Genomic DNA, 25,970 nt, shown 5'->3' on the forward strand with positions numbered 1-25,970 from the left:
TGTTGTGACTGATGCTGTTTTAGTGCCTTGACAGTCAGAGGCTGATATATCGAAACCCTTTTATATTTCAGCGCGTTCTGGGCCACTCGAGCTCAGTTGCTCTCCCGTCGGCTAGCCCGATTTTGCGCAACGCCCGCGAGGGTCTCGAGTCGCGCCATGTCAAGCACCTGCACATGCTTGCGGTCGACATCCAGCAGGCGCTCGTCCTGAAAGCGGGTAAATAGTCGGCTAACGGTCTCGACCGCCAGCCCCAAGTAATTGCCAATCTCATGCCGCGACATGCTGAGGTGAAAATCCGTTGTCGACAGGCCGCGCTTACCAAATCGTTGCGACAAGCTCACCAGAAAAGAGGCAAGGCGCTCCTCGGCATTGCGTTTGCCAAGCAGCATCAGGAGTTCGGATTCCTCGACAATTTCCTTGCTCAGTAGCCGGTAGAGCTGATGTTGCAGTGAGGGCAGGGTGGCTGCCAACTCCTCGAGCCGGCGGAAGGGGATCTCGCAGATCGCCGAGGTCTCAAGCACCCGAGCCGAGCAGGAGTGAAAATCCTGATCGATGGCATCCAGACCGACGATCTCGCCGGGCAGGTGAAAGCCGAGCACTTGCTCGCCGCCCTCGGAGCTTGGGGTATAGGTCTTGACCGATCCGGTCTTGACGACAAAGAGCGATTGAAAACGCTCACCGCCGGAAAACAGATGCTCGCCGCGATGCAGCGGTCGCGAGCGCTTGATGATGCTCTCCAGCTTCTCGACATCCTCGCTCGACAGGCCCATCGGCAGACAAAGGGCGTTGAGCGAGCAACTGCGGCAAGCAACCCGGATATTTTCGAAAGAGATGATTTTGTCCTGACTCAAGGTGCTCCACTCCGTTTGGTTTTTTTGCCATTTTGCAGCTGTCATTGACGGAGATCAAGAGACGTGATGCATAAGGCGAATCCTGAGGGTGATTTGTCAAGGTCAACAGGGAATCGAGCGGGCACAAAAAAGCCGCGCCTTGATTAGGCGCGGCTTGGTGCTCAGGCACTTGTTGCCTGAGCGGTCTGCTTAAGGAGCTAAGAAGCAGACTGTCCGAGTCCGATTATTGGGACTCGCCACCGGCGGGCGGAGCCGGGGGAGCCGGCGGCGCGCCATAGGGAGCACCATAAGGAGCTGGAGGTGCGTAGCCGTAACCCGGATAGCCATAACCCGGATAGCCATAGCCATAACCCGGGTAGCCATAACCCTGGTTGTAGTAGTTATTACCGTAGCCATAGCCGCGACCCTGACCACGGCCCTGACCACGACCACCGCCTGACATGCCAAAGTTGAAGTCGCCATAGCCGTCGCCAAACATGTCGCCGACGCCGTCACCCCAGCCGTTGTTGTTGTAACCGCCGGGACCGCCCCAGCCGCCTGGTCCCCAGGCCTGCGCCGAGCTCATCGAGAAAGCAGCAGCGCCAGCGATGGCGGCAACACCGAGAATTTTGGAAAATTTCGTCATCGTCTCTCTCCTGAATGGTTACGTCTTGCGGGTAAGCGGTTTTATGTCATTTACTTAAAAACACAATGCCTGCTCCGAATCAGAGCGGGTCTACCCATTTGGGTCGGGCCAATCGGGCCGGACCAGGCTCGTTAATATTCGGCCGGTTTCGCGCCGAATCAAGAGTCCAATAAAACTGTCCGACCGCTCCTGCGGCCCCGACTCGTGCATTCGCAGAAGCGAATGGCTGGCCAGTATAGGTGCAGATTCCGCGCTTGTGAAGTAGCGAAAGAACGCCTTCGGCACGATTTGACAAGGGGAATTGTCATTACGGCTTGCGGGCGGTCTTTTAGCAACTCTAGCAACGGCAGGCTTCGCTGCCAGCCTGTGCCGCAATTTGACGCGGGTTCGGGAAGCGTCTTCGCTCGGGTGAAAAATGCTCTGTGTCCCAGATGGCGGCCAGATGGAGCCAGATAGTGGCCGGATACAATGGGTATTTTGTCCTTGCTTTTCCGCTGCATTCGCGTATGGTGTCCGCTCAGATGCAGCGCCCTCCGGTCGGCGCGCCCGGTCTCAAGGCTTGTTTGGTTTACCGCCGCTCCTTGACTACCTAATCAAGATTGCCCATCAGGGGCCTTAGGCCCTCCCGCTCTTACCCCACCGCCTAGACCGGCCCAGCCTGAATCCCTGGGTAGGCCAACCCAGTACCTTCCCCGGGAACTTCAGGAGTCTCTATGTCCTTTTCCGATCTCGGCCTGTCGGCCAAATTGCTGCGCGCCGTGACGGCGCGGGGCTACACCGAGCCCACCCCCATTCAGAACCAGGCTATCCCCGCCATTCTTGCAGGTCGTGATGTGATGGCCGGCGCTCAGACGGGCACAGGCAAAACCGCCGCTTTCACCTTGCCGCTGTTGCAACGCCTGAGCCAGAGCGGCCAACAAGCCAGCGCGCGTTCGCCGCAACCCCGTGCTCTGGTGCTGACGCCGACCCGCGAGCTGGCTGCGCAGGTGGGTGAGAGCGTCAGTGCTTATGGCCAGTATCTGCCGCTGCGCGCCTTGCAGATTTTTGGCGGTGTTGGCATGGGGCCGCAAATCACCGCCTTGCGCCGGGGCGTCGATATCCTGGTCGCCACACCAGGGCGCCTGCTTGACCACGTCGGTCAGGGTAATCTGGACTTGGGCCATGTCGAACTGCTGGTGCTTGATGAGGCCGACCGCATGCTCGATATGGGCTTCATGCCGGCCATCCGCCGGGTGCTGAAGCTGCTGCCGGCTCGGCGTCAGAATTTATTGTTCTCGGCAACCTATTCGCGCGACATCGAGCAGCTTGCTACTGGCCTGCTGAACGACCCGCTGCGCATTGAGGTCGCTCGCCGCAACACCGCCGCCGAGACGGTGCGGCAACTTGCGCACCCGGTCGAGCGTGGCCATAAGCGCGCGTTGCTCTCGCACCTGATTGCCAGCGGCGGCTGGGACCAGACACTGGTCTTTACTCGCACCAAGCATGGCGCCAATCGACTCGCGCAGCAGCTCGAACGCGATGGCATCAGCGCCGCCGCCATTCATGGTAATAAGAGTCAGAGCGCGCGCACCCGCGCCCTGGCCGATTTCAAACGCGGGGCCGTGCGCACCCTGGTCGCCACCGACATTGCCGCGCGCGGGCTCGACATCGAACGCCTGCCGCATGTGGTGAACTTCGAGCTGCCGAATGTGGCTGAGGATTACGTGCACCGCATTGGCCGCACTGGTCGTGCCGGAGAGAGCGGCACCGCCGTCTCTTTGGTTAGCCCCGAGGAAGGCTCGCTGCTCGCTGGCATTGAGCGCCTGTTGGGCCGTCGCATCGAAAGCCAGGCCATCCCCGGCTTTTCTGATCGCAAAGCTACTCCCGCCAGCGCGGATGATGGCGCAGACACCCGCTCGCGCACCAAGGGCTCGCGCCCGCCACGTTCGGCGTCGCCCAATGGCGGCTCCGCTCGGGCACATCGCCAGACGCTGCCGGGTGCACGCGGGCGGAAAACGTCCCGGGCTAGCGGTCCCCGCGCCGCGCGTTAACAGCCCGTTATTCGAACAGTCGCGGCCATCCGCAATGGATTGGTCGCACACTCTTCATCCAGGCCGCGCATCGCCTGGTTGGAGTCTTCTTAGGTTGATGCGCAATGTCCCTTAGAGAGAAAGCGATAGATGAATATTTACGTTGGCAACCTGGCCTATGGCGTCACCCAAGACGAACTCCGCGACACCTTTGCCGCCTATGGTCAAGTGGAAAGCGCCAATTTGATCACTGACAAATTCACCGGTGATTCCAAAGGTTTTGGCTTCGTTGAGATGCCGAACAATTCCGAAGCTGATACCGCGATCAAAGCCCTGAACGAAACTCCTTTGAAAGGTCGCCCATTGCGCGTCAATCAGGCCAAGCCGCGCAGCGACCGTCCCGCACGTGGCGGTGGCGGCGGCGCGCGCTGGTAAGCACAAAACCAGCCAAAGCCCTCCAAAGCCCCCCTGCGGGCTTTCCGCGAGCCATGGGTAAGCCCCCCTGGCTCGCGGTCTTTCCCCTCCGAGTTTCCCCATCCTCTGGCCCATCTTTTTGATCGGCGCCAAACTCCATGCCTGGCGTATGGCGCTCGACCCGATTGCGGCCGTTGCGCTTGGCCGCATACGTGGCCAGATCGGCGTGTTTGAGCAGTGCGCCCAAGTTGGGGCTGGTTTCATCCAACTCGACCACACCCAGGCTGATGGTCACCTGGAGTACCTGGCCGTGTCCATTCCCACCCGACTTCCCCCCCTCCCTTCAGTCGGCCTCCACATCGATGAGGTCGACATATAGCCGTGCGCTAGCACGCAAAGGCTCTTTGTCGCATTCTGCAAGCAGACTGACCAGCACAAGCGGCACCTGTAGCGGTTCGACCAGAACCTTCGTCTCCTCGGCGACCCGATCACGGAATGAAAGCCAGAATGATGTCTGCCGGCAGGTTGCGGGTTTTCATTATCCAGCAGAGCCGCGACTGAGGGGCTCGGATCAGGCCATGGTTTAGGGGCGAGAAATAAGCTGAGCTTAAAGCTAAGGGTTTTGCGCCCATGGCAACATCGGGGTACGCCTTATGGCAGTAACGGGCAAGCTCGCGCATGCTTATTTGCAAGGGAGTGCGCCTGTTCGCAGTCGGTCAGCCGGACATGCGCCATGCAAGCCTCGCAATTTTGCCACGCCAGTTTCCCAATCAGATCGCTAATTAGTAGCGGGACAAATCTATTGCAAAGAACCCAGATAGCCGGGTTCGTCCTCACTCGGGCTGGTCTGCCATGCAGGCCGGAGTTCATTCACCGCAACAGGAGCATTTGTCATGCGTTTTGATTACAAACAACCCAACATGGGTAATACCGATACCTTGATCCGCGCGATTGTCGGTGCACTCATGATCATCGCGGGATTTCTCGGTGGTGGCTGGATAGTCGCGGTGATTGGCGCGGTGGTGTTGACCACCGCTTATTTCCGCTTCTGCCCGGCCTACGCGCTTTTTGACTTCCGCTCCAACAAGAAAGCGGCGGCCGTGAGCAAATAGGTCATCAGAACGCCAACCATAAGCCACAGTGAGAAGTGAGACTGATGACTAAGCTATTTAGCCTAATGCTGTTGATTGCGATCACGGGGCTATCCGGCTGCAGCACCATCGAAGGCGCGGGTAAAGATATCCAAAGTGGCGGCGAGTCCGTGAGCGATGCGGCGCGAAGCGTCAGAGGTGATATGTGACGCATTAGAAATCGGAGGGCGTTGCGAGCGCCCTTGCGCCTTTACGTGAAGTCGACTTTTGGTTTTCCCCTAATCAATAAATTACCCGCGAGAAAATCCCATGAACAAAGAACAAAAAAGCAATAAAGAAACGAAGAAAAAACCCGCGCAGACGCTAAAAGAAAAGCGGGCGACGAAAAAGACCAAGGAGGAATCCAAAACTCTGCTGGGGAACGTCAAGCTAGTGTCGGCTCGGCTTTAAGGGCCACTCTCGCGCGTGGTGACGCTCTCCACTTTTCTTGTCGGATGGGTCTCGACCGTCAGCACTTGACCTCAGTGCATCAGCAACCAGCCTAGGCCAACGCATGAGTCACCAGCGCACTTTATCCCCCAACAACGGCCTGGTGGTTGCGGTGCGCGGCAGCGTGGTGGATCTGCACTTCGAGACGAATCTGCCGTCGATCTATCGGCTGCTGCATGCGGGCTCGGAAGGCGAGATCCGTATCGAAGTGCTGGCGCAGTTGGATGACCATCATGTGCGCGGCATCGCGCTCACCCCGACGCAAGGGCTGGCGCGCGGCATGTGGGTGGAGGACAGCGGCGGGCCGCTGATGGCGCCCGTGGGCCAGGGCATTCTCGGGCGCATGTTTGATGTATTCGGCAACGCCATCGACCGCCAGCCGACGCCCGAGGATATCCAATGGCGTTCGGTGCATCGCGCCCCGCCAGCGCTCGCGCGGCGTTCCACCCAGTCCGAAGTCTTCGAGACCGGGATCAAGCTCATCGACGTGCTGGTGCCGCTGGAGCGCGGTGGCAAGGCGGGGCTGTTCGGCGGGGCGGGCGTGGGCAAGACGGTGCTGCTCACCGAGATGATCCACAACATGATCGGGCGCCACGCTGGCGTCAGTCTCTTTTGCGGCATTGGCGAGCGCTGTCGCGAAGGCGAGGAACTCTATCGCGAGATGAAGGACGCCGGCGTCCTGCCGAATATGGTGATGGTCTTCGGCCAGATGAACGAGCCACCCGGCAGCCGCTTTCGCGTGGGCCATGCGGCGCTGACCATGGCCGAGTATTTTCGCGACGACGAGCAGCGCGACGTGCTGCTGCTGATCGACAACATCTTCCGCTTTATCCAGGCCGGCATGGAGGTCTCCGGGCTCATGGGTCAGATGCCTTCGCGCCTGGGCTATCAGCCGACCATGGGCACCGAGTTGTCGAGCTTGGAAGAGCGCATCGCCAACACCGATGCCGGGGCCATCACCTCCATTCAGGCGGTCTATGTACCGGCGGACGATTTCACCGACCCGGCGGCGGTGCATACCTTCTCGCATCTCTCCGCCTCCATTGTGCTGTCGCGCAAGCGGGCCGGTGAAGGCTTGTATCCGGCCATCGACCCACTGCAATCGAGCTCGCGGATGGCCACGCCGGGCATCGTCGGTGAGCGGCATTACGCCTTGGCGCAGGAGATCCGCCGCACCCTGGCGCAATACGCGGAGCTGAAAGACATCATCGCCATGCTTGGCCTGGAACAGCTCTCGCCGGAGGACCGCAAGCTGGTCGCCCGTGCCCGCCGGCTGGAGCGTTTTCTCACTCAGCCCTTTTTCACCACCGAGCGCTTTACCGGTCTCACTGGCAAGCTCGTCAGCCTAGCCGACGCGCTCGACGGCTGCGAGCGCATCTTAAACGACGAATTCAAAGACGCCCCGGAGCGGGCGCTTTACATGATCGGGAACCTTGACGAAGTGACGTTGAAGCCGGCATCGACGGGTTCCTGATGTCCTCTTTCCGGTAACGAACACGGCAGGTTTTGGAAACCGCTAACAGCAGGCATGTTGCGAGCCTTCGGTGCGTCTGATGGGACTTGCGGATTTGCGGACTGAAGGAATGACGGACTTAAGGCTTAAGTGCGGAACCGAACAGACTCGGACCGATGCCGTGGTTACAGTCTCGGATGAGTGCCATGACTAACAAAAGCACCAACACAGGTGATCACCATGAAAACATCTCTGGCCAGCAACAATTCGGCAGGCGAGCAATCGAGGAATCGGGTTTCACAATCTCCCTCGATCCCACCCGCTTCGAAGCCCGTTGCCCGCGACATCAAGCATGTCGAGGAACTCATCGCCATGCGCAGGAGTGTGTCCCTGAGATTGAAGCGGACAGGAAGAGAGACTGACCGCGTCATGCTTGAATCACTGGATAACCAATTAGCTTTGCATCGGATCGATATACCCACTGTTAAGCAATGGCTTACAAAAACCAACCGTTGAATGCCTGAGGAGCAAGTCATGTCCTTCATGCCGATGAATCTTGCGGTTCTTCTGCCCTTCCGGATTTTTTCGCATGCAACGCGCGTATTGCGCATCGTCGCGGAGACGCCGGACGGCTCCTTCGGACTCCTGCCCCATCGATTGGACTGTGTCACCGCGCTCACGCCGGGAATTCTCACCTACGAAACCGAGGCCGAGGGCGAGGTCTATCTGGCCGTGGACGAGGGGGTGTTGGTCAAAGCCGGCGCTGAGGTGCTGGTTTCCGTGCGCCGCGCGACCTGCGGCAGCGATCTCGATCAATTACGCGCGACCGTGGTCCAAGAGTTTCTGATTGTGAATGCGCGCAAGAACAACCTGGAAAGGGTAATGGCAAGAATGGAAGCCGGATTCATGCGCCGCTTCGTGAGCCTGCAACATGACCAATGACCCGAGCAAACAGACTCCGAACTTGGGGTCTGGATCTGGGTCTGGTTCGGAACATGCCTTTGCCAGTCAGGTCGGTGCCAAGGCGGCGCGCAAGCTTCATGCCCGGCGCAACCCCACGCCTGGGGTTTGGTTTGGCCTGGGCATGATGGGGCTGATCGGCTGGTCGGTGGTGGTGCCGACGCTACTCGGCGCGGCCCTGGGACTCTGGCTCGACAAGCAGCATCCAGGCGCACATTCTTGGACTTTAGCGCTCTTGGTGGGCGGTCTCACGCTCGGCTGTTTCAATGCCTGGCATTGGGTTGCCAAGGAAGAACGGGCGATGCGGGCGGAGGATCAGGAAGATCCGGAAGAACGCGATGAATGAAACCCTGAGCCCATTGCTGGAACTGGATCTGGAACTGGTGCTGATCATGGTGCTGGCCGGGGTCGCGGGCCTAGCGCTTGGGGCGATCTTCTTCGGAGGGCTCTGGTGGACGCTGCGTAAAAGTCTTGAGTCCCCGCGCCCGGCGCTGTGGCTTCTGGGCAGCCTGCTGGTGCGGATGGGTGTGCTTCTGTTTGGTTTGTATCTGATCTCCGACGGCCATTGGGAGCCTTTGCTGGCCGCGCTGCTCGGCGTCATCGGCGCTCGGGCGCTGGTTCTGCGATGGACTCGCCCAGCTGACCATCCATTAGCCGATCGCCCATCACCCAAGCAAGCAGCACCCAGTCAAGCCGCCGCCAATCAACCGTCAAAGGGTCACGACGGAGACCGGACATGCGCCTAAGTCCCGATGAAATCGTCTACTGGCAATCCGGCATTATCCAGCTCAACGCGACCATCGTTTTCACCTGGGCGCTGATGCTCGTGCTGGTGGTTGGCTCCATCCTGGTGACGCGCAAACTCTCCCGCGACCTCACCCGTTCGCGCTGGCAGAACCTGTTGGAAATCCTCGTCACCGGCATCGAAAAGCAGATCGCGGAGGTCGGGCTGCCCGACGCGCGGACCTATCTCGGCTTTCTCGGCACCCTGTTCCTGTTCGTCGCTGCCGCCGCCCTGGCCACCATCATTCCAGGCTACGAGCCGCCGACGGGATCGCTGTCGACCACGACGGCGCTGGCGCTTTGTGTGCTTGTGGCTGTACCCGTTTTTGGCATCGCGGACCAGGGACTCGGCGGCTACCTCAAGTCCTACATGGAGCCGACCTTCATGATGCTGCCGTTCAATATCATCAGCGAGGTCTCCCGCACTCTGGCCCTAGCGGTGCGGCTCTTCGGCAACATGATGAGCGGAGCGATGATCATCGCCATCCTGCTCACCATCACGCCCTTTATCTTTCCGATCCTCATGACGGCGCTCGGCCTGCTCACCGGGATGGTGCAGGCGTACATCTTCAGCATCCTGGCAGCCGTCTATATTGCGGCCGCCACGCAGACACGAAAGCCAAAGGCAGCAACCAACCCGTGAGATCACTCATGCAAGCAACCGAGGACCTATCATGGACAGTTTAGCGCTGATCGCGGTGATTTCGATCGTCATGGCCGGCCTCACCACCGGCTTCGGTACCATGGGACCAGCCCTGGCGGAAGGCCGAGCGGTAGCGACCGCACTGACAGCGCTGGCGCAGCAGCCTGACGCCTCCGCCACCATCACCCGCACCCTGTTTGTCGGTCTGGCGATGATCGAGTCCACGGCCATCTACTGCTTCGTGGTCTCGATGATCCTCATCTTCGCCAATCCCTTCTGGAACCTCGCCATTGCCCAGGTCGCAGGAAAGTAGACCATGCTCATCGACTGGTTCACCGTCGGCGCGCAGGTGCTCAACTTTCTGGTTCTGGTGTGGCTTCTCAAGCGCTTTCTGTATAAGCCGATTCTCGACGCCATCGGCGCGCGCGAGCAGCGCATTGCGGCAGAGTTGGCGGACGCCGACGCAAAACGCGCCGAGGCCCAACAAGAGCGTGAGACCTTCCAGCAGAAGAACCAGGAGTTCGACCAGCAACGCGCGGCACGCCTGGCCAAAGCCGTGGATGAGGCGAAGACCGAACGCCAGCGCCTGCTTGATGAGGCCCGGCAAGCTGCCGACGCCTTGCGTGCCAAGCGACAAGTTGCGCTGCGACAGGAGTCCGAGCAGCTCAATCAGGCCCTAATGAACCGAACTCAGCAGGAGGTGTTTGCGATTGCGCGCAAGACGCTGACGGATCTGGCCGGGGCGAGCCTTGAGGAGCGTCTGGTTGATGTGTTCGTCAAGCGCTTGGAGTCTTTGGATGGAGAGCCGCTCGCCGTGTTGACCAAGACGCAGAAGACGGCGACCGACCCCGCGCGCCTGCGCAGCGCCTTTGATCTGAGCGCTGATCAGCGCGCGACGATTCAGACCGCACTGAACAAGACATTTGCAACTGAGATTCCGGTTCGGTTTGAGACTTCGCCTGACTTGATCAGCGGGATTGAACTGAGCACGAATGGGCAAAGGGTCGCTTGGAGTATTGCGGAGTATCTGAAGTCGCTGGAGCAGGAGGTTGGGGAGTTGCTGAAGGCAAAGGATCAATCCGATGTCGAGCCCAAAGCCGCGCAGCCCGCACCCGACGCAGCGCATCCATGAGCGCCGCACCCGAGCGTCTACAATCGGTCTTCGATCAAAGCTTCAGCGCCATCGCCCAAGCGAGAGACGCCTTCACGCCGCAACTCGCCCCTCACGAAATCGGCACCATCGCCAGCGTCTCCACCGGCATCGCCAAGGTCTCCGGCCTGCCGGGCATCGGCTTCGAGGAGCTGCTCGCCTTTCCCGGCGATGTGTTCGGTATCGCCTTCAACCTGGACCCGGACGAGATCGGCGTGGTCTTGCTCGGCGACTACTGGCAACTGCACGCCGGCGATGCGGTGGAGCGCACTGGCCGGGTCATGGACGTGGCCGTCGGCGAGGGTCTGCTGGGGCGCGTCATCGACCCGCTCGGTCGACCGCTCGATGGCCTCGGGTCTGTCCCCGCCAGCCAACGCCTGCCAATTGAGCGTCCCGCCACGCCCATCATGGACCGCGCGCCCGTCACCGTGCCTTTGCAGACGGGGCTCAAGGTCATCGACGCCCTCATTCCCATCGGGCGCGGCCAGCGCGAGCTGATCCTGGGTGATCGCCAGACTGGCAAGACCGCCATTGCGATCGACACCATTCTCAACCAGCGCGGCCAGGATGTGCTGTGCGTCTATTGCGCCATCGGCCAGCGCGCGTCCGCCATCGCCAAGACGCTGGCGACCTTCCGGGACCAGGGCGCGCTGGACTACACCCTGGTGGTCGTGACCGAAGGCAACGATTCGCCGGGGCTCACCTACATCGCCCCCTATGCCGCGACCAGCATCGCCGAGCATTTTATGGAGCAGGGCCGCGATGTGCTGATCGTCTATGACGATCTCACCCACCATGCGCGCGCCTATCGCGAGCTGTCGCTGCTGCTGCGCCGTCCGCCCGGTCGCGAGGCCTTCCCCGGCGACATCTTCTACATCCACTCGCGCCTGCTAGAGCGCGCCACCCACCTGCGCGAAGACCTTGGCGGTGGCTCGCTCACCGCGCTGCCCATCATCGAGACCGAGGCGCAGAACCTCTCCGCCTACATCCCGACCAATCTCATCTCCATCACCGACGGACAGATCTACCTCTCGCCGTCGCTGTTCGAACTTGGCGTGCTGCCCGCCGTCGATGTCGGCCAGTCCGTCTCGCGTGTTGGCGGCAAGGCGCAGCGGTCGCCCTACCGCGCGGTGGCGGGCGATCTGAAACTGGCCTATGCGCAATTCGAGGAGCTTGAAACCTTTGCCCGCTTCGGCGCCCGCGTCGATGAAGACACCCAGGAGCGCATCGCGCATGGGCGGCGCATCCGCGCCTGCCTCAAACAGCCTGAATTCGCCCCGGTGTCCATGCCCGCGCAGATCACCATCCTGCTGGCTCTGACCGCCGGGCTCTTCGACACCGTGCCGCTTGAGCAAATGCCCGACGCCGAGCGCGCGGTGCAAGACGCGGCGGCGATGATCCCGGAGGATCTGATCGAGCGCTTGGTGAGCGCCGATTCCTTGAGCGATGAGGATCGTCAGACCATCGTGGAGATCGGGCGCGAGGCGCTCGCCGGGTCCCAGCCCGAGTCCCAATCCCAATCCCAATCCGTGCCCGAGCGCCAGCCCGAATCGCAGCCGAACTCGGAGCCGAACTTGGAGCCTGGCGTGGAACCCAAACTCGGCGGATCGCCTAAACCGGCCCTATCAGCAGAGAAGCGCCAAGCATGATCACCAAACTCCAGCATGCTTGGCAATCGATGCGCTCGAGCTTCTGGTTCGTCCCTGCCCTGATGGTCGTGGATGCGGTGGTGCTGGCCATTGTCCTCATCACCCTGGACACCAACATCGATCTGCATCTGGCGGCGCGCTGGCCGCTGATCTTTGGCACCGGCGCGGCGGGTGCGCGCGGGCTGCTGACGACCGTGGCCAGCTCCATGATCACCGTGGCGGGACTGGTGTTCTCGATCACCCTGGTGGCCCTGTCGCTCACATCCAGCCAGTACAGCTCGCGGGTGATTCGCAACTTCATGCGCGACCGCGTCAACCAGTGGGTGCTGGGCGTCTTTCTCGGCATTTTTGCCTACTGCCTGGTGGTCCTGCGGACGATTCGCGAAGGTGGGGCGATCGAGTTCGTCCCTTCGCTCGCGGTCTTGACTGGCCTGCTGCTCGCCTTCGTCGGCATCGGGGTGCTGATTCACTTCATCCACCATATCGCGACCTCAATCCAGGCATCGAGCATCGTGGCCAAGGCCGCACAAGAGACTTTGGCAGCCGTGGATAAGCTGTTTCCGCCGCCGCCAGATAAGTGCGATCATGAGGACAAAGACGGGCGCGTGGGCGAGAACAAGAAAAAGCGCAATCACGAAAACGGTGAAGGGGGCTGCAACGAAGGCAAGGACGAAGACGGCGATCAAGCCCTGGATGACGACCTGGCGGACAGGCTCGCCAGACAGCCCTGGTCTCCCGTCCCGGCGCGCAAAACCGGTTACATCGAGCGCGTCAATGCGGACGCGCTGCTGGATGTCGCCCGCAGCCTGGACAGCATCCTGCGCATGGAGCATGGCGTCGGTGACTTCGTCGTCGAGGACACACCGCTGGTCTCGCTGCTCGACTCGGCTGAGCTGAATGAGACAACGACGGACAAGCTGAACGCGGCTTTCGTGATCAGCAGCCAGCGCACGGTGGAACAGGATGTCGCCTTCGGCATCCGCCAGATCGTCGACATCGCCCTGAAAGCGCTGTCGCCCGGCATCAATGACACCACCACGGCGGTGATGTGCGTCGACTACCTGGCGGCGATTATGACCCGGCTGACGGCGCGCCGGATTGGCACAGGGCACGGACTGGATCAGGGCGTCGTGCGCGTCATCGCCTGCGGCCAGAGCTTCGAGAGCCTGCTGAGCGAGGCCTTCGATCAGATCCGCCAGGATGCCGAAACCAATGTCGCCATCCTGCTGCGGCTGCTCGGCGCGCTGGAAACCATCGCCGATCTGACCGCCAGCCGGGACCGGCGCTGGTTGCTGCGAGAAAAGGTGGAAGAGATCGCCGAGGCCGCCGAGCGCAACATTGTCGCGCCGCATGATCGGACTCACCTGGCACGTCGGCTAACGCAGGCGCGCGCAGCCCTCGACAGGCGACGGAGCGCCCCGTGAGTGACACCACCGCCAGCCTGCGCCGCCAGATCAACAGTGCCGGAGACCTTCAATCGGTCGTGCGCACCATGAAGTCACTGGCCGCATCCAGCATCCATCAGTACGAGCAATCGGTGGATGCCCTGGTCGATTACGCGCGCACCGTCGAGCTGGGTCTGGGTGTCTGCTTCCGGGGTATCGGCAAGGCAGGCGGGCCGGCGGCCCCATCCAGGCAAACCGCTTCAGGCCCGATTGGCGCGGTCATCTTTGGCTCCGATCAGGGGCTGGTGGGCCAGTTCAATGATCGGGTGGCCGATCATGCCGTGCAGAAGCTGGCCGGACTGGCAGCCCCGCTGTCTGGCGCACAGCCTGCTGGACAGCTTGACGCAGGGCCTGACGCGCCGCTTGATGCACGGCCTGACGCAAAGAAGGACCAATCACCGAGCCAACCCCAGGTTTGGGCAGTCGGCGAGCGCGTGCAGGCGCGCTTGGCGGACGCCGGTCTGACGGTGGTGGGCCAGTTCACTGTGCCCAGCTCGGTCGAGGCCATCACCGCGCTAGTCGGGGAGATTCTGGTCGAGATCGAGGCGCACCAGCGTCAGGGCGAATTCGGCGCGCTTTACCTGTTTTACAACAGACCCAGCTCCGGTGCCGTCTACGCGCCCGTCGACCAGCGCCTGCTGCCCCTGGACGCGCCCTGGCGGCACGCGCTCGCCGATGTCCCCTGGCCGACGAACAATCTGCCCGAGGTGATCGGGGGCGATAGTGACAGCAATACCGGCACCCTGCGAGCGCTCATCCGCGAATACCTCTTTGTCTCCATCTTTCGCGCCTGCGCCGAATCCCTGGCCAGCGAAAACGCCAGCCGCCTCGCCGCCATGCAACGCGCTGACAAGAATATCGACGAGCTGCTCGACACACTCAACGCCACCTTCCACCGTCTGCGCCAAAGCGGCATCGACGAGGAACTCTTCGATGTCATTGCCGGCTTCGAGGCGCTCTCCGAGCCACGGCGGTCAGCGCAAAGCTCATGACTGGCGGCGCGATAAGACCCGGTTGCAGCCGTTGGTGGGTGTTTGGGGCGGGGATCGTTCGGGTCAGCGTATCGAGCTTGTCAGGACATCATACGGACATTACCATCAGCGCCTAAGTGTCTTGCCTGGAGTCTCTTGCTTGGAGTTACTCATGAGCGCATTGAATCCCACCAAGACGGATCGAATCGACGTCCGTACCAGCCATTCGGTGAAGCTGCTACTGCAAGAAGCGGCCCGCGCCAGTCATAAAACGGTCAGCGAATTCCTGCTGGATGCAGGCCTGACGGCCGCTAACCAAGCCCTCGCGGATCGCCGCCATTTTCAGCTGGATGAAGCACAGTGGCGGGCCTTTGCAGCGGCGTTGGATCGTCCTGTTCAGAGCAAGCCGCGCCTGAACCGACTGCTCAATGACCCTGGGGTTTTGGGTTGAGCGTCGGCTATGAGGCGGTTCGCAAACTCACGGCGGTCGATCTTATCGATGGGTTCGACTGTGGGGAACCGGCGCTCAATCTTTTTCTGCAGCGTTTCGCGCTCACCAATCAGAAAGCCAACAGCGCCCAGACCTACGTTTGCTGCCAAGACGGTGCAGTCGTGGCTTTCTACAGCCTGGCTGTTGGCAGCATCGACCCCCTTGTTGCGCCGGCTCGGGTCTTGAAGGGGATGGCTCGTCACCCTGTGCCGGTCATGATTCTGGCGCGCCTTGCGGTCGATCAACATCACCAGGCCCGTGGGTTAGGCAAAGCCATGCTGAAAGATGCCCTAATGCGCACAGCACAGGCCGCCGATATTGCCGGCATTCGCTGTTTGTTGGTGCATGCGAAGGACGATACAGCCAGGCGGTGGTACGAAGCCTGGGAGTTCGAACCCAGTCCAACCGATCCGTATCATCTGTTCCTCCTACTGAAGGATCTTAAGGCGATGCTCAGTGGATAGGTATGCAGGCGTTTTCCTCATTCGGTATACACGAGATTTATCATCAGGCGGACGATTTCGCGTGGGGTGATCAAAATTGGCCTACCAGCCTCCCTGCACCCTGACTCCCGAGATCCTGAACCGGGTCGCCGCGATCAGCGAGACCATCGGGCGTTTGACCGTGCTCACCGATCAGGACAGGGCGCTGCGGCTGCGGCGCGTCAATCGCATTCGCACGATCCAGGGTTCCCTGGCCATCGAGGGCAATACGCTGAGCGAGGCGCAAATCACCGCGATCCTTGAGGGCAAGCGGGTCATGGCTCCGCCGCGCGAGGTGCTGGAGGTCAAAAACGCCCTGGCCGCTTACGACCGCTTCGACGCCTGGAAGCCGACGACCGAAAGGGACCTGCTTGAGGCGCATCGAATCTTGATGTCCGGCCTGGTCGAGGAGGTAGGCCGGTATCGGCACGGGGGTGTGGGCGTCATGGCGGGCGATCAGGTCATCCACATGGCCCCGCCCGCCGATCGGGTGCCGCATCTGATGGCCGAATTGTTCGCGTGGCTGGCCGCGACCGAGGTCCATCCACTGATTGCCAGCTCGATCTTTCATTATGAGTTCGAGTTCATTCACCCTTTCACCGATGGCAACGGCCGCATGGGCAGGTTGTGGCAGAGCTTGATTCTGGCCCGCTGGTCCCGCCTGTTCGCTGAGATTCCGGTGGAAAGCCTGATCTTCGAACACCAGCGCGAATACTACCAGGCCATTGAGGAGAGTACCCGCCAGACAGACTCGGCGCCCTTCGTCGCTTTCATGCTGCGGATGATCCTGGATGCCCTGATCAGCTTCACCCCCCAAGTCGCCCCCCAAGTCGCCCCCCAAGTCGGCGAGCTGCTGGCGATGATCCAGGGCGAGATGGATCGCGCGGCACTGCAATCCGCCTTGGGCCTCGCGGATCGAAAATCCTTCCGCGAGCGCTACCTCAAACCGGCGCTGGCCGACGGCCTGATTGAGATGACCATCCCCGACAAGCCCAATAGTCGTCTACAGAAATACCGCCTGACCGACAAGGGCCGCCAGCGACTGGCGCGGCACGCGGACGGATGACTGCGCAAGGCCCAACTACGGCAACGCCCAGCAGGTATTTGCTTTATAACCTAGAGCTTTACAAGCAATTCACGGTTTTCGTATGTGCCAGCAAACAAGTTCTGTCGGCGCTTGATGAGAAGCTCCCTGGGCCGTTCTGCCAGCCAAGCGCAGACCGTGCGATGCTGAGTCCATTACCGAGTCAACCCCTACTGGCTGAGCGCGGATGGCGGAGTGCTGCGCCACAGCAGCCGCTCAAACCCCAGTGCCACCACGGCATGGGTGTGCAGGCGCAGCCGCCCGCCGTAGGCCTGTTCGAGTCCCTGGCGGTGGCGGGCAAGCTGAGCTTCGGCCTCGTCGAGCCGGGCGGCGACCTGGGGCCGCGCACTGAGTTCATCGCGCGATAGCTGCCGCAGGCGCTCGGCGCTTTCTCCGAGATCCTGAAGACTCAGGTACTTGAACTCCAACAGATGATCGAGCAGCGCGAAGCGGCGCATCTCCTCGCGCACGATCAGTGAGAGATCGGCATGGTCGCGCGTAATGGCGGTTTCCGAGTCCATCACATAGAAGATGTCGGCGAACAAGGCCACCAGAAAAACGGTCTTGACCGTCAGTTCGTTCGACCAGCGATAGTCGCGATTATCGAACACCCGCAGATGGTTGGTTTCCAGCACCTCGACGAGCGGGCCAAGGTCGCCGTTGGTGTAGAAACTTTCGGCGGTGGCGCGCAGGCTTTCGCGCTCGGGATACTCGGGGAACAGCTGATCGCGGAACTTCTCGACATACAGCTTGCGGATGACCAGATTGGGCACATCCAGCACCAGTCGCCCCATGGCATCCTGATCCTTGAGGGTAAGCGCGCCAAGAAAATACAGCAGCGAGCCAAGAAAGGGCGCGTCTCTGGGCGCGCGGCGCAGATCCTCGACCCCAAAGCGGTGCGCCAGACTGGCGATCACCGGCGGGTGCTCGGGATCGAGCGCGGCACCGATCAGCTCCTGCCCATGCGGCTGACGGGCGACGAAGTCGATGCGGTTGCGATCCATCGCTAGGTTGTTGTCAAGCATCTCCCGTGGCGGCTGCCCGGTGGAGGCCAGCGCATCGAAGAAATACAACGCCAGGGTCGGGTTGTAGAGACCGGGGCCGGGGTCGTAGCCGAAGCGATAGCCGTTGTACCAGGTGCGCATGGTTGCCAACATGCGTGCTGACCACTCCGGAGCGTGCTCTTTTTCGGCAGCGAGTTGATCAAGCACGGCGGCGATTTCGGATTCCGTGAATCCGCACAGATCGACAAAGCGGGCATCAAGACTGATGTCTTTCGAGACATTGTAGCCGCTCGAAATATCCGCCAGCACCACCGGCGAGACCCCGGTGATGAACACACGGTCGATGCCTTGACCGGAGGCCAGGGACTTGACCGCCTTGAACAGGGTTTTCAGCAGACCTTCTCCAGAAACCAAGGCCTCATAATCCGCGTGCCGCCCCTGCATCAGTTCGTTGGCGAAGTTGTCGTATTCGTCGATCAGGAGATAGACATCATGCCCTTGGGTGCGGGCGGCACTCACGGCGGATTCCAAGGCCACCAGCCCGTTCTCTGGTTGCAGACTCAGCGACCACTGGCCCAGATGGTCGCGATAGCGAGCAAAAAACGCGCGTGCCCGACTATTGAGGTGATCGTGCAAGGCTTGGCGAATCTCCGCCAGGCTACCGCTGGCATCGACCATGGAGAAATCCCAGCGCAGCACGAAGTATTGATTGCGCCGCGCGGTAGGGTCGCGACCAATGGCAAGCGAAGCGAACAGGGCGTCGAATTCCCCGGCACGGGCCAGATCGTAATAGTTCTCCAGCGTGGTCAGCCAGGCGGTTTTGCCGAAGCGGCGCGGGCGCAACAACAGAAGCTGCTCGCCGGCGTTTTCCAGCGTGCGAATGTGCGCGGTACGATCTGCGTAGTAATAGCCGTCGGTGATGATTTTGTGAAAGTCAGCCGTGCCGTAGGGAAATTTCATGGCGATACGGTCTCTTTCCGGGTGATGGCGGCTGGGTCGTCCTGCCGGTCAAGGGGCGCGATCTATAGGTTACCCTACAAAGCCCTTGCCTGCGGGCATCAGGGAAACCTCCATGCGCTGATCAGGAGCTTTACTATTTCAATCGCTCTGCGCGCCAGCGAACATACAGCCCGCATGGCGATCATTATGCTTTCTACCAGATCCTCTGGAGTTACCCTGGAAAGCCTGCTGCATATTTTTCGATCCACTCGACAGCCGCCTCTTCACTGGTGAGTTCGCGTCCTTCGGTTTCGCGGATGTGGCGGATATAGTGTTCAATCTGGCACAGTTGCTCAACCATGCGCACACTGTATTCCGCCTCGACACCGTTGAAACGAACCCCAACTTCGTGCTCGTTTCCCTGTGTGCGACACCAGGCAACGATGCCATCGGCTTTGAATTCCGGCTGCACAATTGGGATTTCGATATGGATATTGGCGCCAATCGGAACGGCGCTATTCGAACGAAAGCAGAGGCCGCCGTGACCAATATTGCGGAGATAGTCGTTGCGGTCGGCCACTAAATCCCCAAGGCGATAGACAATGGGAATATCCGATGGATGACGAAGATATTGGCGCATAATCAATCGACCTGTAGGCGGTGCCGTTGCCAGGGTTGAAGCTGCACTGGATCCGCGCGGCGCTGTCTCAGCAACAATCAACTGGCGGTCTTATAGATTACCGCACCTGGATGGCGAGTGGCTCGATGAAACCCTGATGACCTGCCGGGTAACCTGCCGGCTCGGTTTGGATGACACAGATGATCAATCGCTTCGAAGGATGGCAGCGCTGCCTCGGTCGCATGCGATCACCCTGCCTGTCACGGGTGCTCTGACATGAAGACTTCCTCCGCCATGCCCCCGCTCGGCCGCCTCAGTTGGCTGCGCCCCTTCCTGCTGCCCGCTGTGATCCTGTCCGTTGGGCTCACGCTGACCGCTGGGCTTTGGTTGATCGCTGAAGAGCATGTGCGCCAAGACCGGGAGGAAGAACTCGGTGAGTTGGCGAGCAAGGTCGCCGGCTTGATCGATGAGCGGTTCCAGGACAACGTCCAGTTGCTGCGCGGGGCGGCGGCCCTGTTCGATACCCCGGAGTGGATCACCCACGAACGCTTCCGGCGCTATTTCGAGATGCTCAAGCTGCAGGATCAGTATCCCGGCATCCAGGGCATCGGCTTTTTGCTGCTGATCCCTGATGACGAGAAGGACGCGCGGGTCGCCGCCGTGCATCGGGAAGGGTTTCCGCAGTTTCAGATCCACCCCGAGGGCGAGCGGGCCTTCTATGCGGCAGTGCTCTATATCGAGCGCTTCTCCGGTCGCAATCTGCGCGACTTTGGCTATGACATGGGCTCGGAGCCGCAGCGCTGGGAGGCGGCGACCCGTGCTCGGGATCAGGCCACGGCGGCTCTGTCGGCCCGGGTGACTTTGAAGCAGGAAGACGCTACCGATATCCAACCGGGCTTCGTGTTGTTCCTGCCGGTCTATCGTGCCGACGCCCCCCATGACAGTGTTGCCGAGCGGCGCGCGAATCTGCTCGGCTGGGTCTATTCGCCGCTGCGGATGCGCGACCTGATGCAAGACGTGCTGCGGCCCGTGCAGTCAGACCTCGCGCAGCCCGGACTGCGGTTGGATGTCTACGCTGGCGAGCGCCTAGAGCCCCAGCAGCGGCTGTTCACCTCAGGGCCAGCGCAGATCAGCCCAGAGGCCAACGGGAGCATGCGCAAGATCCAGTGGGTGGAGTTCGGGGGGCGTCAATGGTCGGTCGCGGTCACGGCCGCGCCCTGGTTCGAGTACGCCTTGGCCAACGACATCGCGACATGGATCGGCCTGAGCGGACTCACCCTCAGCCTGCTGCTGGCACTGCTCGCTGCGGTGCAGACACAGGCGCAGCGGCGCGTTGCCCTCGCCATTGGGGCCTTGGAGCGTACCAACCAGCACCTCGCCGAGCAGGAGCGGCTGCTGCTGTGGGCACAGCGAACCGCCCAGCTCGGGAGTTGGAACTTTGATCCGAGCACCGGACAGGTGAGCTGGTCGGAGGGCATGTTTCCGATCTGGGGCCTGGACCCCAAGGATGCCGCACCGAGCTACGAGGCGCATCGTCGCTACATCCATCCCGACGATTGGGACGCCTTCGACCAAGCCGTCAACCGGGCTGCGCAGCGGGGAGAGCCCTACCGGCTCAGGTTGCGCATCCGCCGCCCCGACGGCCAGGAGCGCTGGATGATCACCATCTGCACGCCCCATCTGGACGCTCAGGGCCAGGTCGTGCGGCTTTCCGGCACCGTTCAGGACATCACCGAGCGCGAGCAAGAGGACATCGAACGGCGTCATCTGCAAATCATGCTCGCCCGCACCGAACAGCTCGCCCATATCGGCAGTTGGGAATTGGAGGTCGAGACGAACACTGTCACCTGGTCTGAGGAGCTGTTTCGCATCTTCCAGATGGTCCCGGCTGAGGGGGTGCCTCCCTTCACCGAACACCACCGGCTTTTCTGTCCCGAAGACTTCGCGCGCCTGACTACGGCGATGAACGCGGTGATCAATGAAGGCACCCCCTACGCCCTGGAGTTGTGCGCGCGACGCCGCGACGGCAGCACGCGCCAGTGTTTTGCGCGGGGCTATCCCGAGACCCGGTCGAACCACGGCGTCACGCATGTCTACGGCACCTTCGAAGACATCACCGAGCGCAAGCAAGCTGAGCAGAAGCTGCGACTCGCCGCCAAAGTCTTCGCGCACAGCTTTGAGGCCATCATTATCACTGATGCCGAGAACCGGATCATCGACACCAATCCCGCCTTCACCACCATCACCGGCTACGAGCAGGCAAGCGTGCTCGGCAAGGACCCGAACATCCTTGCCTCTGGCCGTCAGGATGAGGCCTTCTACCGTGAGATGTGGGATGCGATCACGCACCAAGGGTCTTGGCGGGGCGAGGTCTGGAATCGACGCCAGGATGGCCAGCTCTACGCCGAGTTGTTGTCGATCTCGGTCGTTCATGACGCCGCGGATGCGGTCCAGAACTATATTGGCGTCTTCTCCGACATCAGCGAAATCAAGGCCCACGAGGGGGAGCTGGACCATCTCGCCAACTACGATGCGCTGACCGAGCTGCCCAACCGGCGGCTGTTGAGCGACCGACTGGAACAGGCGCTGGCCGGAACGCGACGTTCGGAGCGGTTCATCGCGGTGTGCTATCTCGACCTCGACAACTTCAAACCGATCAACGATCAGCACGGGCACGAGGTGGGCGATGAGGTGCTGATCGGCATTGCCGATCGGTTGCGCAAGCTGATGCGCGCGCAGGATACCGTGGCCCGCCTGGGCGGCGACGAGTTCGTCCTGCTCTTTACCGATCTGGCGCGAGCGGAAGACTGTCACCTGCTCCTAGAGCGCGTCCTGGCGGCGGCAACGACGCCGATCCTCTCGCACGGTGTGGCCCACCGCGTCTCGGCCAGTATCGGGGTGGTCCTGAGTCCGCCGGATGTCGACAGTGCCGACACCCTGCTGCGCCATGCCGATCAGGCCATGTACATCGCCAAGGAGGCCGGTGGGAATCGCTATCACCTTCACGACGCGGAACAAAACCGGCTGATTCAAGAGCAGCGACTGAAACGGCATCATCTCGAACAAGCGCTGGACGGCCAGGGATTCGTGCTCTATTACCAGCCCAAGGTCAACATGGTCAGTCGCGAGGTCATCGGCGTCGAGGCACTGATCCGTTGGCCGCATCCGGACGAGGGTCTGCTGCTGCCGGGTGCCTTCCTGCCCTTGGTCGAAGGGAGCGACCTGGAGATTGCCATCGGTGAGTGGGTGATCGCGGCGGCCCTGACCCAGTTGGCGACCTGGCAGCGTCTCGGACTCAAATTACCGGTCAGTGTCAATATCAGTAATGGGCATCTGTTGCAGCCGAGCTTCGCCCAACGTCTGGAGCAGTTGCTCGCCGAGCATGGCGACTGTGATCCCGGGTGTCTTGAACTGGAGGTGCTGGAGACCTCCGCCTTGAGCGACATCGAGCGCACGAGCCAAACCCTCACCGCCTGTCGCGCACTCGGGGTGCGCTTCGCCCTGGATGACTTTGGCTCGGGCTATGCGTCCCTCGCTTACTTCCGCCGCTTGCCAATTGACGTGCTGAAGATCAATCAGAGCTTCGTGCAGGATATGCTCGGCGACGCCGAGGACCGGGAGATTGTCGAGAGCGTCGTCCGCTTGGCGCACGCCTTTGACCGCCTGGTCATTGCCGAGGGCGTCGAGACACCCGAGCAGGAAGCCTTGCTGACCTTGCTCGGTTGTCGCATGGGTCAGGGCTTCGGCATTGCCCGCCCGATGCCCGCGGAGGCGATTCCCGATTGGGTGTCAAACTGGTCGGAGCAAGGCCAGTCCCAGTCGCGCCCGGTCGTCCCAATCACCGCAACCACCCCCATCGCGCTGGAGGAAAAAACAGCCGAGCTGACACAATAATCCACGCATCAAGACAGAAGGGAGAAGACCATGCTGATTAAATTTGAAACCAAAGCCTATGCCAGCATCACCATGTTCGGCGATATCGCCGTGACACTGATCAAGCTGATGGGGCATAGCGGCACAGTGCCAGGCGCCCTGGTCGCCGAGGATGTACCCGCCGCGCTCGCGCATCTCAAGGCCGCAGTCGAGGCGCGACCCGATCAGCCCCTGGACCCCGCCAGCGGCCATGCGAAAGATGGGGACGAAGGCCCGCACGTCAGTCTGGCCCATCGGGCACTACCGCTGATCGAACTGCTCACGGCTGCTGCGGCTCAGCAGGAAAATGTCATGTGGGATGTCTGAGCGTGATGAGGCGACTATCCCTGGTGCTTGATGGTCTCGCGCAGGGCGGCATTGATGCGCGTCTGGTCTATGTTCTATAGCTCTGCATCCGCGAGCCCGACCAGGATGTCAAACTGAACCGCCGTGCCGCGCCCCGGCGCGCTTTCGATGCCAACGGCCCCATCCATCAGTTTGACGAGCCGCTTGACGATAGAAAGCCCCAGGCCAGTTCCTTGGAATTTTCGGGTGAGTGAGCCGTCCGCTTGTGCGAAAGGTTCAAAGAGGTCGTTGATTTGCTCCTCGGGGATGCCGATGCCGGTATCTGTGACCCTGAACCCCAGACGCAGGCGATGGGGAATGGACTTTTCGAGGACGCGCACCTCGATGCGAACGCCGCCTTGATCGGTGAATTTTACCGCGTTGCCGACAAGATTAAAGAGCACCTGGCGCAATCGGGCCATGTCCCCGACGACTTCATTCGGCACATCCGCAGCGATCCGGTAGTCAAGCGCAATACCTTTGCTCCGCGTTTGCGTGGTGAAGGTGAGGACCAGCGCTTTGAGCAGGGAATCGATTCCGAACGGGGCGAGGGTGAGGTCAAGCTTTCCCGCCTCGACCTTGGAGAAGTCCAGAATGTCATTGATGACGGTCAGCAGACTGTGCGAGGACTCCAATGCGATATTGGCATACTCGGAGGATTCCGCATCCAGTCCCGAGTCCTCAAGCAGCTGTAACATGCCCATGACCCCGTTGAGCGGGGTGCGAATCTCATGGCTCATGTTGGCCAGGAATTCGGACTTTGCCCGGCTGGCAGCTTCGGCGCTTTCCTTGGCGTGTTTGAGTTGCTTTTCGGCCAGGCTGCGGGCCACGATCTCACCGATAAGTCGGGCAGAAGTAGCAAGCCGCGACTTGGCCTCATTGAGAATAAATTGCGGGCGGTGTTGGTATTGAGCCGCCAGGGTTCTGAGTTCAACGATTGGAACCCGGTAGGTTTTAGCCAGCTGTTCCAAGGCGTCCTGGTCCGTGGGAGGGGAGCCGTACCCGAAGTTAATCGCCCCGACAATGTCATTCCCTGCCCGGATCGGAACGGTGTACAGCCGAATACCCCCATTGCAAGCAATGTCGGTCGGCTTGCCGGTCTCAATGGCAACCTTTGCCGCATTGGTCCAGCAGGACTCATGGCAGAGCCACCTGCCGCTGGCCATGGCTTGCGTATTGTCCTGACAGTCGCACAAGCCACGCGAGGCATGGTCCATGCGCTTGCACCAGCCGGACGAGAAGAGTCCGAGCGCATGGTCGCCATTCTTTTCGTAAACTGCGGAGGAGGTTTCCAAAAGGAGCATGTAGTCATTGACGATGTCGTACAGGATGTCCTCACCCACCGCATCGAGAATGACACGCGAGTTGTTTAGCTCGGCAAGGTTTCCATAGCGCTGCCTCGGCAGGGTTCTCACAGGGTTGGGTTTCTTGTCGAGCATCCACTCGATGGTCTGGAGCGCTTCTTCGGCCCTCTTCTTGTCGAGCAGCGAGAGGACGCCCGAGGTGAAGGCGTGCACCATCTCGACATCTTCTTGGGTGTATTTCCCCTGCTTATTGGAGACGGCGGACAGTGCTGTCACTTTGCCTTCGCGGAGGATGGGCACGGAGATCAGATTCGAGAGCGGCACATGACCTTGAGGCAGCCCTTTCTTTCTCGGGTGCTCCAGACTCAGGTCATTGAAGATACTTGGCTTTCTATCAACAACGGCTTGTGCCCACAGCCCAGCCTGATGGATGGGAAAATGGATGGGCTTGTCCTCAACTGTACACGAGGGCATAGCACTCTTAGACCAGGCATGAATGGCGAAATCGCTTTCGTCTTCGTTCAGGAACCCGAAAAAGGCGAACTGGCTGCCGGTCATCCGCTGGATTTCCTCAAGCACCAGATCGCAGAGTTCTTTGTGTGTCGCCTCGGTATGCTTGGCGATATTCCACAGGGACTGAAGATGGTTTTTGAGTTTGACCGTCTCCTTTTCTGCCAGCTTGCGCTCGGTGATGTCCTCGGAGAGGATTTGCACACCAAATGTAGCACCATGCTCATCCGCAACAGGCTGATAGGTCGACTGAAACCACCTGTCCCCACCGGGAAGCGAAACTAGGTCCAAGTATTCCTGGGTCGCGTTGTCATCAAAGGCCTGACGGATTCGGCGCAGAGTCTCCCCAGAATTCTCTGAAGCGATCTCCCGAAGGTTGCGACCGACATAGTCATCCGGGCTGCCGCCGAGCAAAGCGGCTCCTGCCGTGTTGATAAAAATGAGTGTGCCATCAGGCTGATAGAGTGCAAGCGGAGCGCTCAGATTGTTGAGCAAATGCCGGTGGAATCCGACAGAAGGCTCGCTTTCTGAAATCCGCCCGCCGGTTTGCCCTGGTTGCCCAAGGCGATGGTCCTTGGCCTCGTTCGGGTTGCGCGGCATCGCCGACCTCCTCTTGTATGGTTGAGAAAATCAACCGGACACCTTAGCGGAATGCTATGTCGGCCAGCCTCATTGACCGCCAAAGTTTGCCGAGTGCCTGATCGCTCTGCGCTCGACGAACCAGGTTTTTCCCCATGCCATTGTCAGG

General features: G+C 61.0%; 27 protein-coding genes. 21 read left to right on the forward strand and 6 right to left on the reverse strand.

The window, feature by feature from the left end; genetic code table 11:
* Positions 1 to 92 precede the first annotated feature (92 nt).
* Together fnr and Thiofri_RS07795 are read right to left on the reverse strand one after the other, a co-directional pair.
* Positions 93 to 851 (reverse strand): fumarate/nitrate reduction transcriptional regulator Fnr, encoded by a 759-nt coding sequence (fnr, locus tag Thiofri_RS07790; protein WP_009151136.1) that lies wholly within the window; start codon positions 849 to 851, stop codon positions 93 to 95.
* 223 nt (positions 852 to 1,074) lie between these two features.
* Entirely contained in the window at positions 1,075 to 1,476 is a 402-nt protein-coding gene (locus Thiofri_RS07795; protein WP_009151137.1) for a sulfur globule family protein, read from the reverse strand.
* A gap of 713 nt (positions 1,477 to 2,189) precedes the next feature.
* Between Thiofri_RS07795 and Thiofri_RS07800 the strand changes: the two genes are divergently transcribed.
* Both Thiofri_RS07800 and Thiofri_RS07805 read left to right on the forward strand, forming a co-directional pair.
* Positions 2,190 to 3,506 carry a DEAD/DEAH box helicase gene (locus Thiofri_RS07800; RefSeq protein ID WP_009151138.1) on the forward strand — a complete coding sequence of 439 codons (1,317 nt, stop codon included), beginning with the start codon at positions 2,190 to 2,192 and terminating at the stop codon, positions 3,504 to 3,506.
* 129 nt (positions 3,507 to 3,635) lie between these two features.
* Positions 3,636 to 3,920 (forward strand): RNA recognition motif domain-containing protein, encoded by a 285-nt coding sequence (locus Thiofri_RS07805; protein ID WP_009151139.1) that lies wholly within the window; start codon positions 3,636 to 3,638, stop codon positions 3,918 to 3,920.
* Here the strand turns inward: Thiofri_RS07805 and Thiofri_RS24730 are convergent.
* Positions 3,856 to 4,194 carry a nucleotidyl cyclase domain-containing protein gene (locus Thiofri_RS24730; protein WP_083848581.1) on the reverse strand — a complete coding sequence of 113 codons (339 nt, stop codon included), beginning with the start codon at positions 4,192 to 4,194 and terminating at the stop codon, positions 3,856 to 3,858. The two genes, Thiofri_RS07805 and Thiofri_RS24730, sit on opposite strands and share 65 nt — an antisense overlap.
* Before the next feature lie 598 nt (positions 4,195 to 4,792).
* Between Thiofri_RS24730 and Thiofri_RS07810 the strand changes: the two genes are divergently transcribed.
* The 17 genes from Thiofri_RS07810 to Thiofri_RS07890 all read left to right on the forward strand — a co-directional run bounded on the left by Thiofri_RS07810 (position 4,793) and on the right by Thiofri_RS07890 (position 16,571).
* Positions 4,793 to 5,011 (forward strand): YgaP family membrane protein, encoded by a 219-nt coding sequence (locus Thiofri_RS07810; protein WP_009151141.1) that lies wholly within the window; start codon positions 4,793 to 4,795, stop codon positions 5,009 to 5,011.
* Between the two features lie 65 nt (positions 5,012 to 5,076).
* Complete coding sequence (locus Thiofri_RS07815) at positions 5,077 to 5,199, forward strand: entericidin A/B family lipoprotein (RefSeq protein WP_313778868.1); 123 nt, start codon at positions 5,077 to 5,079, stop codon at positions 5,197 to 5,199.
* Between the two features lie 100 nt (positions 5,200 to 5,299).
* Positions 5,300 to 5,440, forward strand: coding sequence for a hypothetical protein (locus tag Thiofri_RS07820; RefSeq protein ID WP_009151143.1), 141 nt, complete (start codon positions 5,300 to 5,302; stop codon positions 5,438 to 5,440).
* A 103-nt stretch (positions 5,441 to 5,543) separates the two neighbouring features.
* On the forward strand, positions 5,544 to 6,953 hold the full coding sequence (gene atpD / locus Thiofri_RS07825; RefSeq protein ID WP_009151144.1) for a F0F1 ATP synthase subunit beta: 1,410 nt from the start codon (positions 5,544 to 5,546) through the stop codon (positions 6,951 to 6,953).
* A 219-nt stretch (positions 6,954 to 7,172) separates the two neighbouring features.
* Positions 7,173 to 7,448, forward strand: coding sequence for a hypothetical protein (locus Thiofri_RS07830; protein ID WP_009151145.1), 276 nt, complete (start codon positions 7,173 to 7,175; stop codon positions 7,446 to 7,448).
* An 18-nt stretch (positions 7,449 to 7,466) separates the two neighbouring features.
* Positions 7,467 to 7,874, forward strand: coding sequence for a F0F1 ATP synthase subunit epsilon (locus Thiofri_RS07835; RefSeq protein WP_009151146.1), 408 nt, complete (start codon positions 7,467 to 7,469; stop codon positions 7,872 to 7,874).
* Positions 7,864 to 8,238 (forward strand): AtpZ/AtpI family protein, encoded by a 375-nt coding sequence (locus tag Thiofri_RS07840; RefSeq protein ID WP_009151147.1) that lies wholly within the window; start codon positions 7,864 to 7,866, stop codon positions 8,236 to 8,238. Before Thiofri_RS07835 ends, Thiofri_RS07840 begins: the two co-directional genes overlap by 11 nt.
* Positions 8,231 to 8,638, forward strand: coding sequence for an ATP synthase subunit I (locus Thiofri_RS07845; protein WP_009151148.1), 408 nt, complete (start codon positions 8,231 to 8,233; stop codon positions 8,636 to 8,638). The genes Thiofri_RS07840 and Thiofri_RS07845 overlap by 8 nt, the downstream gene beginning before the upstream one ends.
* Positions 8,629 to 9,318: a F0F1 ATP synthase subunit A gene (locus Thiofri_RS07850; RefSeq protein WP_009151149.1), complete on the forward strand. Its 690-nt coding sequence runs from the start codon at positions 8,629 to 8,631 to the stop codon at positions 9,316 to 9,318. Before Thiofri_RS07845 ends, Thiofri_RS07850 begins: the two co-directional genes overlap by 10 nt.
* 31 nt (positions 9,319 to 9,349) lie before the next feature.
* A complete protein-coding gene (locus Thiofri_RS07855; RefSeq protein ID WP_009151150.1) occupies positions 9,350 to 9,631 on the forward strand; it encodes a F0F1 ATP synthase subunit C in 282 nt (93 codons plus the stop codon).
* Between the two features lie 3 nt (positions 9,632 to 9,634).
* The gene (locus Thiofri_RS07860; protein ID WP_009151151.1) at positions 9,635 to 10,450 is read left to right on the forward strand and encodes a F0F1 ATP synthase subunit delta; all 816 of its coding nucleotides are present in this window, start codon (positions 9,635 to 9,637) and stop codon (positions 10,448 to 10,450) included.
* Positions 10,447 to 12,117 (forward strand): alternate F1F0 ATPase, F1 subunit alpha, encoded by a 1,671-nt coding sequence (locus tag Thiofri_RS07865; protein ID WP_009151152.1) that lies wholly within the window; start codon positions 10,447 to 10,449, stop codon positions 12,115 to 12,117. Before Thiofri_RS07860 ends, Thiofri_RS07865 begins: the two co-directional genes overlap by 4 nt.
* Positions 12,114 to 13,541, forward strand: a complete 1,428-nt coding sequence (locus tag Thiofri_RS07870; protein ID WP_009151153.1) for a DUF2254 domain-containing protein — start codon at positions 12,114 to 12,116, stop codon at positions 13,539 to 13,541. The genes Thiofri_RS07865 and Thiofri_RS07870 overlap by 4 nt, the downstream gene beginning before the upstream one ends.
* Entirely contained in the window at positions 13,538 to 14,554 is a 1,017-nt protein-coding gene (locus Thiofri_RS07875; RefSeq protein ID WP_323706034.1) for a F0F1 ATP synthase subunit gamma, read from the forward strand. Before Thiofri_RS07870 ends, Thiofri_RS07875 begins: the two co-directional genes overlap by 4 nt.
* A gap of 151 nt (positions 14,555 to 14,705) precedes the next feature.
* Positions 14,706 to 14,984, forward strand: a complete 279-nt coding sequence (locus Thiofri_RS07880; protein ID WP_009151155.1) for a type II toxin-antitoxin system TacA family antitoxin — start codon at positions 14,706 to 14,708, stop codon at positions 14,982 to 14,984.
* Positions 14,981 to 15,487: a GNAT family N-acetyltransferase gene (locus Thiofri_RS07885; RefSeq protein ID WP_009151156.1), complete on the forward strand. Its 507-nt coding sequence runs from the start codon at positions 14,981 to 14,983 to the stop codon at positions 15,485 to 15,487. Before Thiofri_RS07880 ends, Thiofri_RS07885 begins: the two co-directional genes overlap by 4 nt.
* Positions 15,488 to 15,563: 76 nt before the next feature.
* Positions 15,564 to 16,571 (forward strand): Fic family protein, encoded by a 1,008-nt coding sequence (locus Thiofri_RS07890; protein ID WP_009151157.1) that lies wholly within the window; start codon positions 15,564 to 15,566, stop codon positions 16,569 to 16,571.
* A 188-nt stretch (positions 16,572 to 16,759) separates the two neighbouring features.
* Here Thiofri_RS07890 and Thiofri_RS07895 read toward each other — a convergent pair whose 3' ends face one another.
* The gene (locus Thiofri_RS07895; RefSeq protein ID WP_009151158.1) at positions 16,760 to 18,553 is read right to left on the reverse strand and encodes an AAA family ATPase; all 1,794 of its coding nucleotides are present in this window, start codon (positions 18,551 to 18,553) and stop codon (positions 16,760 to 16,762) included.
* 211 nt (positions 18,554 to 18,764) lie between these two features.
* Positions 18,765 to 19,172: a PilZ domain-containing protein gene (locus Thiofri_RS07900; RefSeq protein ID WP_009151159.1), complete on the reverse strand. Its 408-nt coding sequence runs from the start codon at positions 19,170 to 19,172 to the stop codon at positions 18,765 to 18,767.
* A 255-nt stretch (positions 19,173 to 19,427) separates the two neighbouring features.
* Between Thiofri_RS07900 and Thiofri_RS07905 the strand changes: the two genes are divergently transcribed.
* A complete protein-coding gene (locus Thiofri_RS07905; protein WP_009151160.1) occupies positions 19,428 to 23,045 on the forward strand; it encodes a bifunctional diguanylate cyclase/phosphodiesterase in 3,618 nt (1,205 codons plus the stop codon).
* Positions 23,046 to 23,075: 30 nt separating this feature from the next.
* Positions 23,076 to 23,390 carry a DUF1840 domain-containing protein gene (locus tag Thiofri_RS07910; RefSeq protein WP_009151161.1) on the forward strand — a complete coding sequence of 105 codons (315 nt, stop codon included), beginning with the start codon at positions 23,076 to 23,078 and terminating at the stop codon, positions 23,388 to 23,390.
* 74 nt (positions 23,391 to 23,464) lie between these two features.
* Here Thiofri_RS07910 and Thiofri_RS07915 read toward each other — a convergent pair whose 3' ends face one another.
* Positions 23,465 to 25,822 carry an ATP-binding protein gene (locus Thiofri_RS07915; protein ID WP_009151162.1) on the reverse strand — a complete coding sequence of 786 codons (2,358 nt, stop codon included), beginning with the start codon at positions 25,820 to 25,822 and terminating at the stop codon, positions 23,465 to 23,467.
* Positions 25,823 to 25,970 lie beyond the last annotated feature (148 nt).

Source organism: Thiorhodovibrio frisius (assembly GCF_033954835.1).
In the GTDB taxonomy this organism is placed as follows: domain Bacteria; phylum Pseudomonadota; class Gammaproteobacteria; order Chromatiales; family Chromatiaceae; genus Thiorhodovibrio; species Thiorhodovibrio frisius.

Excerpts from the sequence above, each read along its gene's own strand:
- Thiofri_RS07795 (WP_009151137.1), bottom strand. The coding sequence starts at position 1,476 with ATGACGAAATTTTCCAAAATTCTCGGTGTTGCCGCCATCGCTGGCGCT.
- Thiofri_RS07800 (WP_009151138.1), top strand. The coding sequence starts at position 2,190 with ATGTCCTTTTCCGATCTCGGCCTGTCGGCCAAATTGCTGCGCGCCGTG.
- Thiofri_RS07805 (WP_009151139.1), top strand. The coding sequence starts at position 3,636 with ATGAATATTTACGTTGGCAACCTGGCCTATGGCGTCACCCAAGACGAA.
- Thiofri_RS07810 (WP_009151141.1), top strand. The coding sequence starts at position 4,793 with ATGCGTTTTGATTACAAACAACCCAACATGGGTAATACCGATACCTTG.
- Thiofri_RS07815 (WP_313778868.1), top strand. The coding sequence starts at position 5,077 with ATGCTGTTGATTGCGATCACGGGGCTATCCGGCTGCAGCACCATCGAA.
- Thiofri_RS07820 (WP_009151143.1), top strand. The coding sequence starts at position 5,300 with ATGAACAAAGAACAAAAAAGCAATAAAGAAACGAAGAAAAAACCCGCG.
- atpD (WP_009151144.1), top strand. The coding sequence starts at position 5,544 with ATGAGTCACCAGCGCACTTTATCCCCCAACAACGGCCTGGTGGTTGCG.
- Thiofri_RS07830 (WP_009151145.1), top strand. The coding sequence starts at position 7,173 with ATGAAAACATCTCTGGCCAGCAACAATTCGGCAGGCGAGCAATCGAGG.
- Thiofri_RS07835 (WP_009151146.1), top strand. The coding sequence starts at position 7,467 with ATGTCCTTCATGCCGATGAATCTTGCGGTTCTTCTGCCCTTCCGGATT.
- Thiofri_RS07840 (WP_009151147.1), top strand. The coding sequence starts at position 7,864 with ATGACCAATGACCCGAGCAAACAGACTCCGAACTTGGGGTCTGGATCT.
- Thiofri_RS07845 (WP_009151148.1), top strand. The coding sequence starts at position 8,231 with ATGAATGAAACCCTGAGCCCATTGCTGGAACTGGATCTGGAACTGGTG.
- Thiofri_RS07850 (WP_009151149.1), top strand. The coding sequence starts at position 8,629 with ATGCGCCTAAGTCCCGATGAAATCGTCTACTGGCAATCCGGCATTATC.
- Thiofri_RS07855 (WP_009151150.1), top strand. The coding sequence starts at position 9,350 with ATGGACAGTTTAGCGCTGATCGCGGTGATTTCGATCGTCATGGCCGGC.
- Thiofri_RS07860 (WP_009151151.1), top strand. The coding sequence starts at position 9,635 with ATGCTCATCGACTGGTTCACCGTCGGCGCGCAGGTGCTCAACTTTCTG.
- Thiofri_RS07865 (WP_009151152.1), top strand. The coding sequence starts at position 10,447 with ATGAGCGCCGCACCCGAGCGTCTACAATCGGTCTTCGATCAAAGCTTC.
- Thiofri_RS07870 (WP_009151153.1), top strand. The coding sequence starts at position 12,114 with ATGATCACCAAACTCCAGCATGCTTGGCAATCGATGCGCTCGAGCTTC.
- Thiofri_RS07880 (WP_009151155.1), top strand. The coding sequence starts at position 14,706 with ATGAGCGCATTGAATCCCACCAAGACGGATCGAATCGACGTCCGTACC.
- Thiofri_RS07895 (WP_009151158.1), bottom strand. The coding sequence starts at position 18,553 with ATGAAATTTCCCTACGGCACGGCTGACTTTCACAAAATCATCACCGAC.
- Thiofri_RS07900 (WP_009151159.1), bottom strand. The coding sequence starts at position 19,172 with ATGCGCCAATATCTTCGTCATCCATCGGATATTCCCATTGTCTATCGC.
- Thiofri_RS07905 (WP_009151160.1), top strand. The coding sequence starts at position 19,428 with ATGAAGACTTCCTCCGCCATGCCCCCGCTCGGCCGCCTCAGTTGGCTG.
- Thiofri_RS07910 (WP_009151161.1), top strand. The coding sequence starts at position 23,076 with ATGCTGATTAAATTTGAAACCAAAGCCTATGCCAGCATCACCATGTTC.
- Thiofri_RS07915 (WP_009151162.1), bottom strand. The coding sequence starts at position 25,822 with ATGCCGCGCAACCCGAACGAGGCCAAGGACCATCGCCTTGGGCAACCA.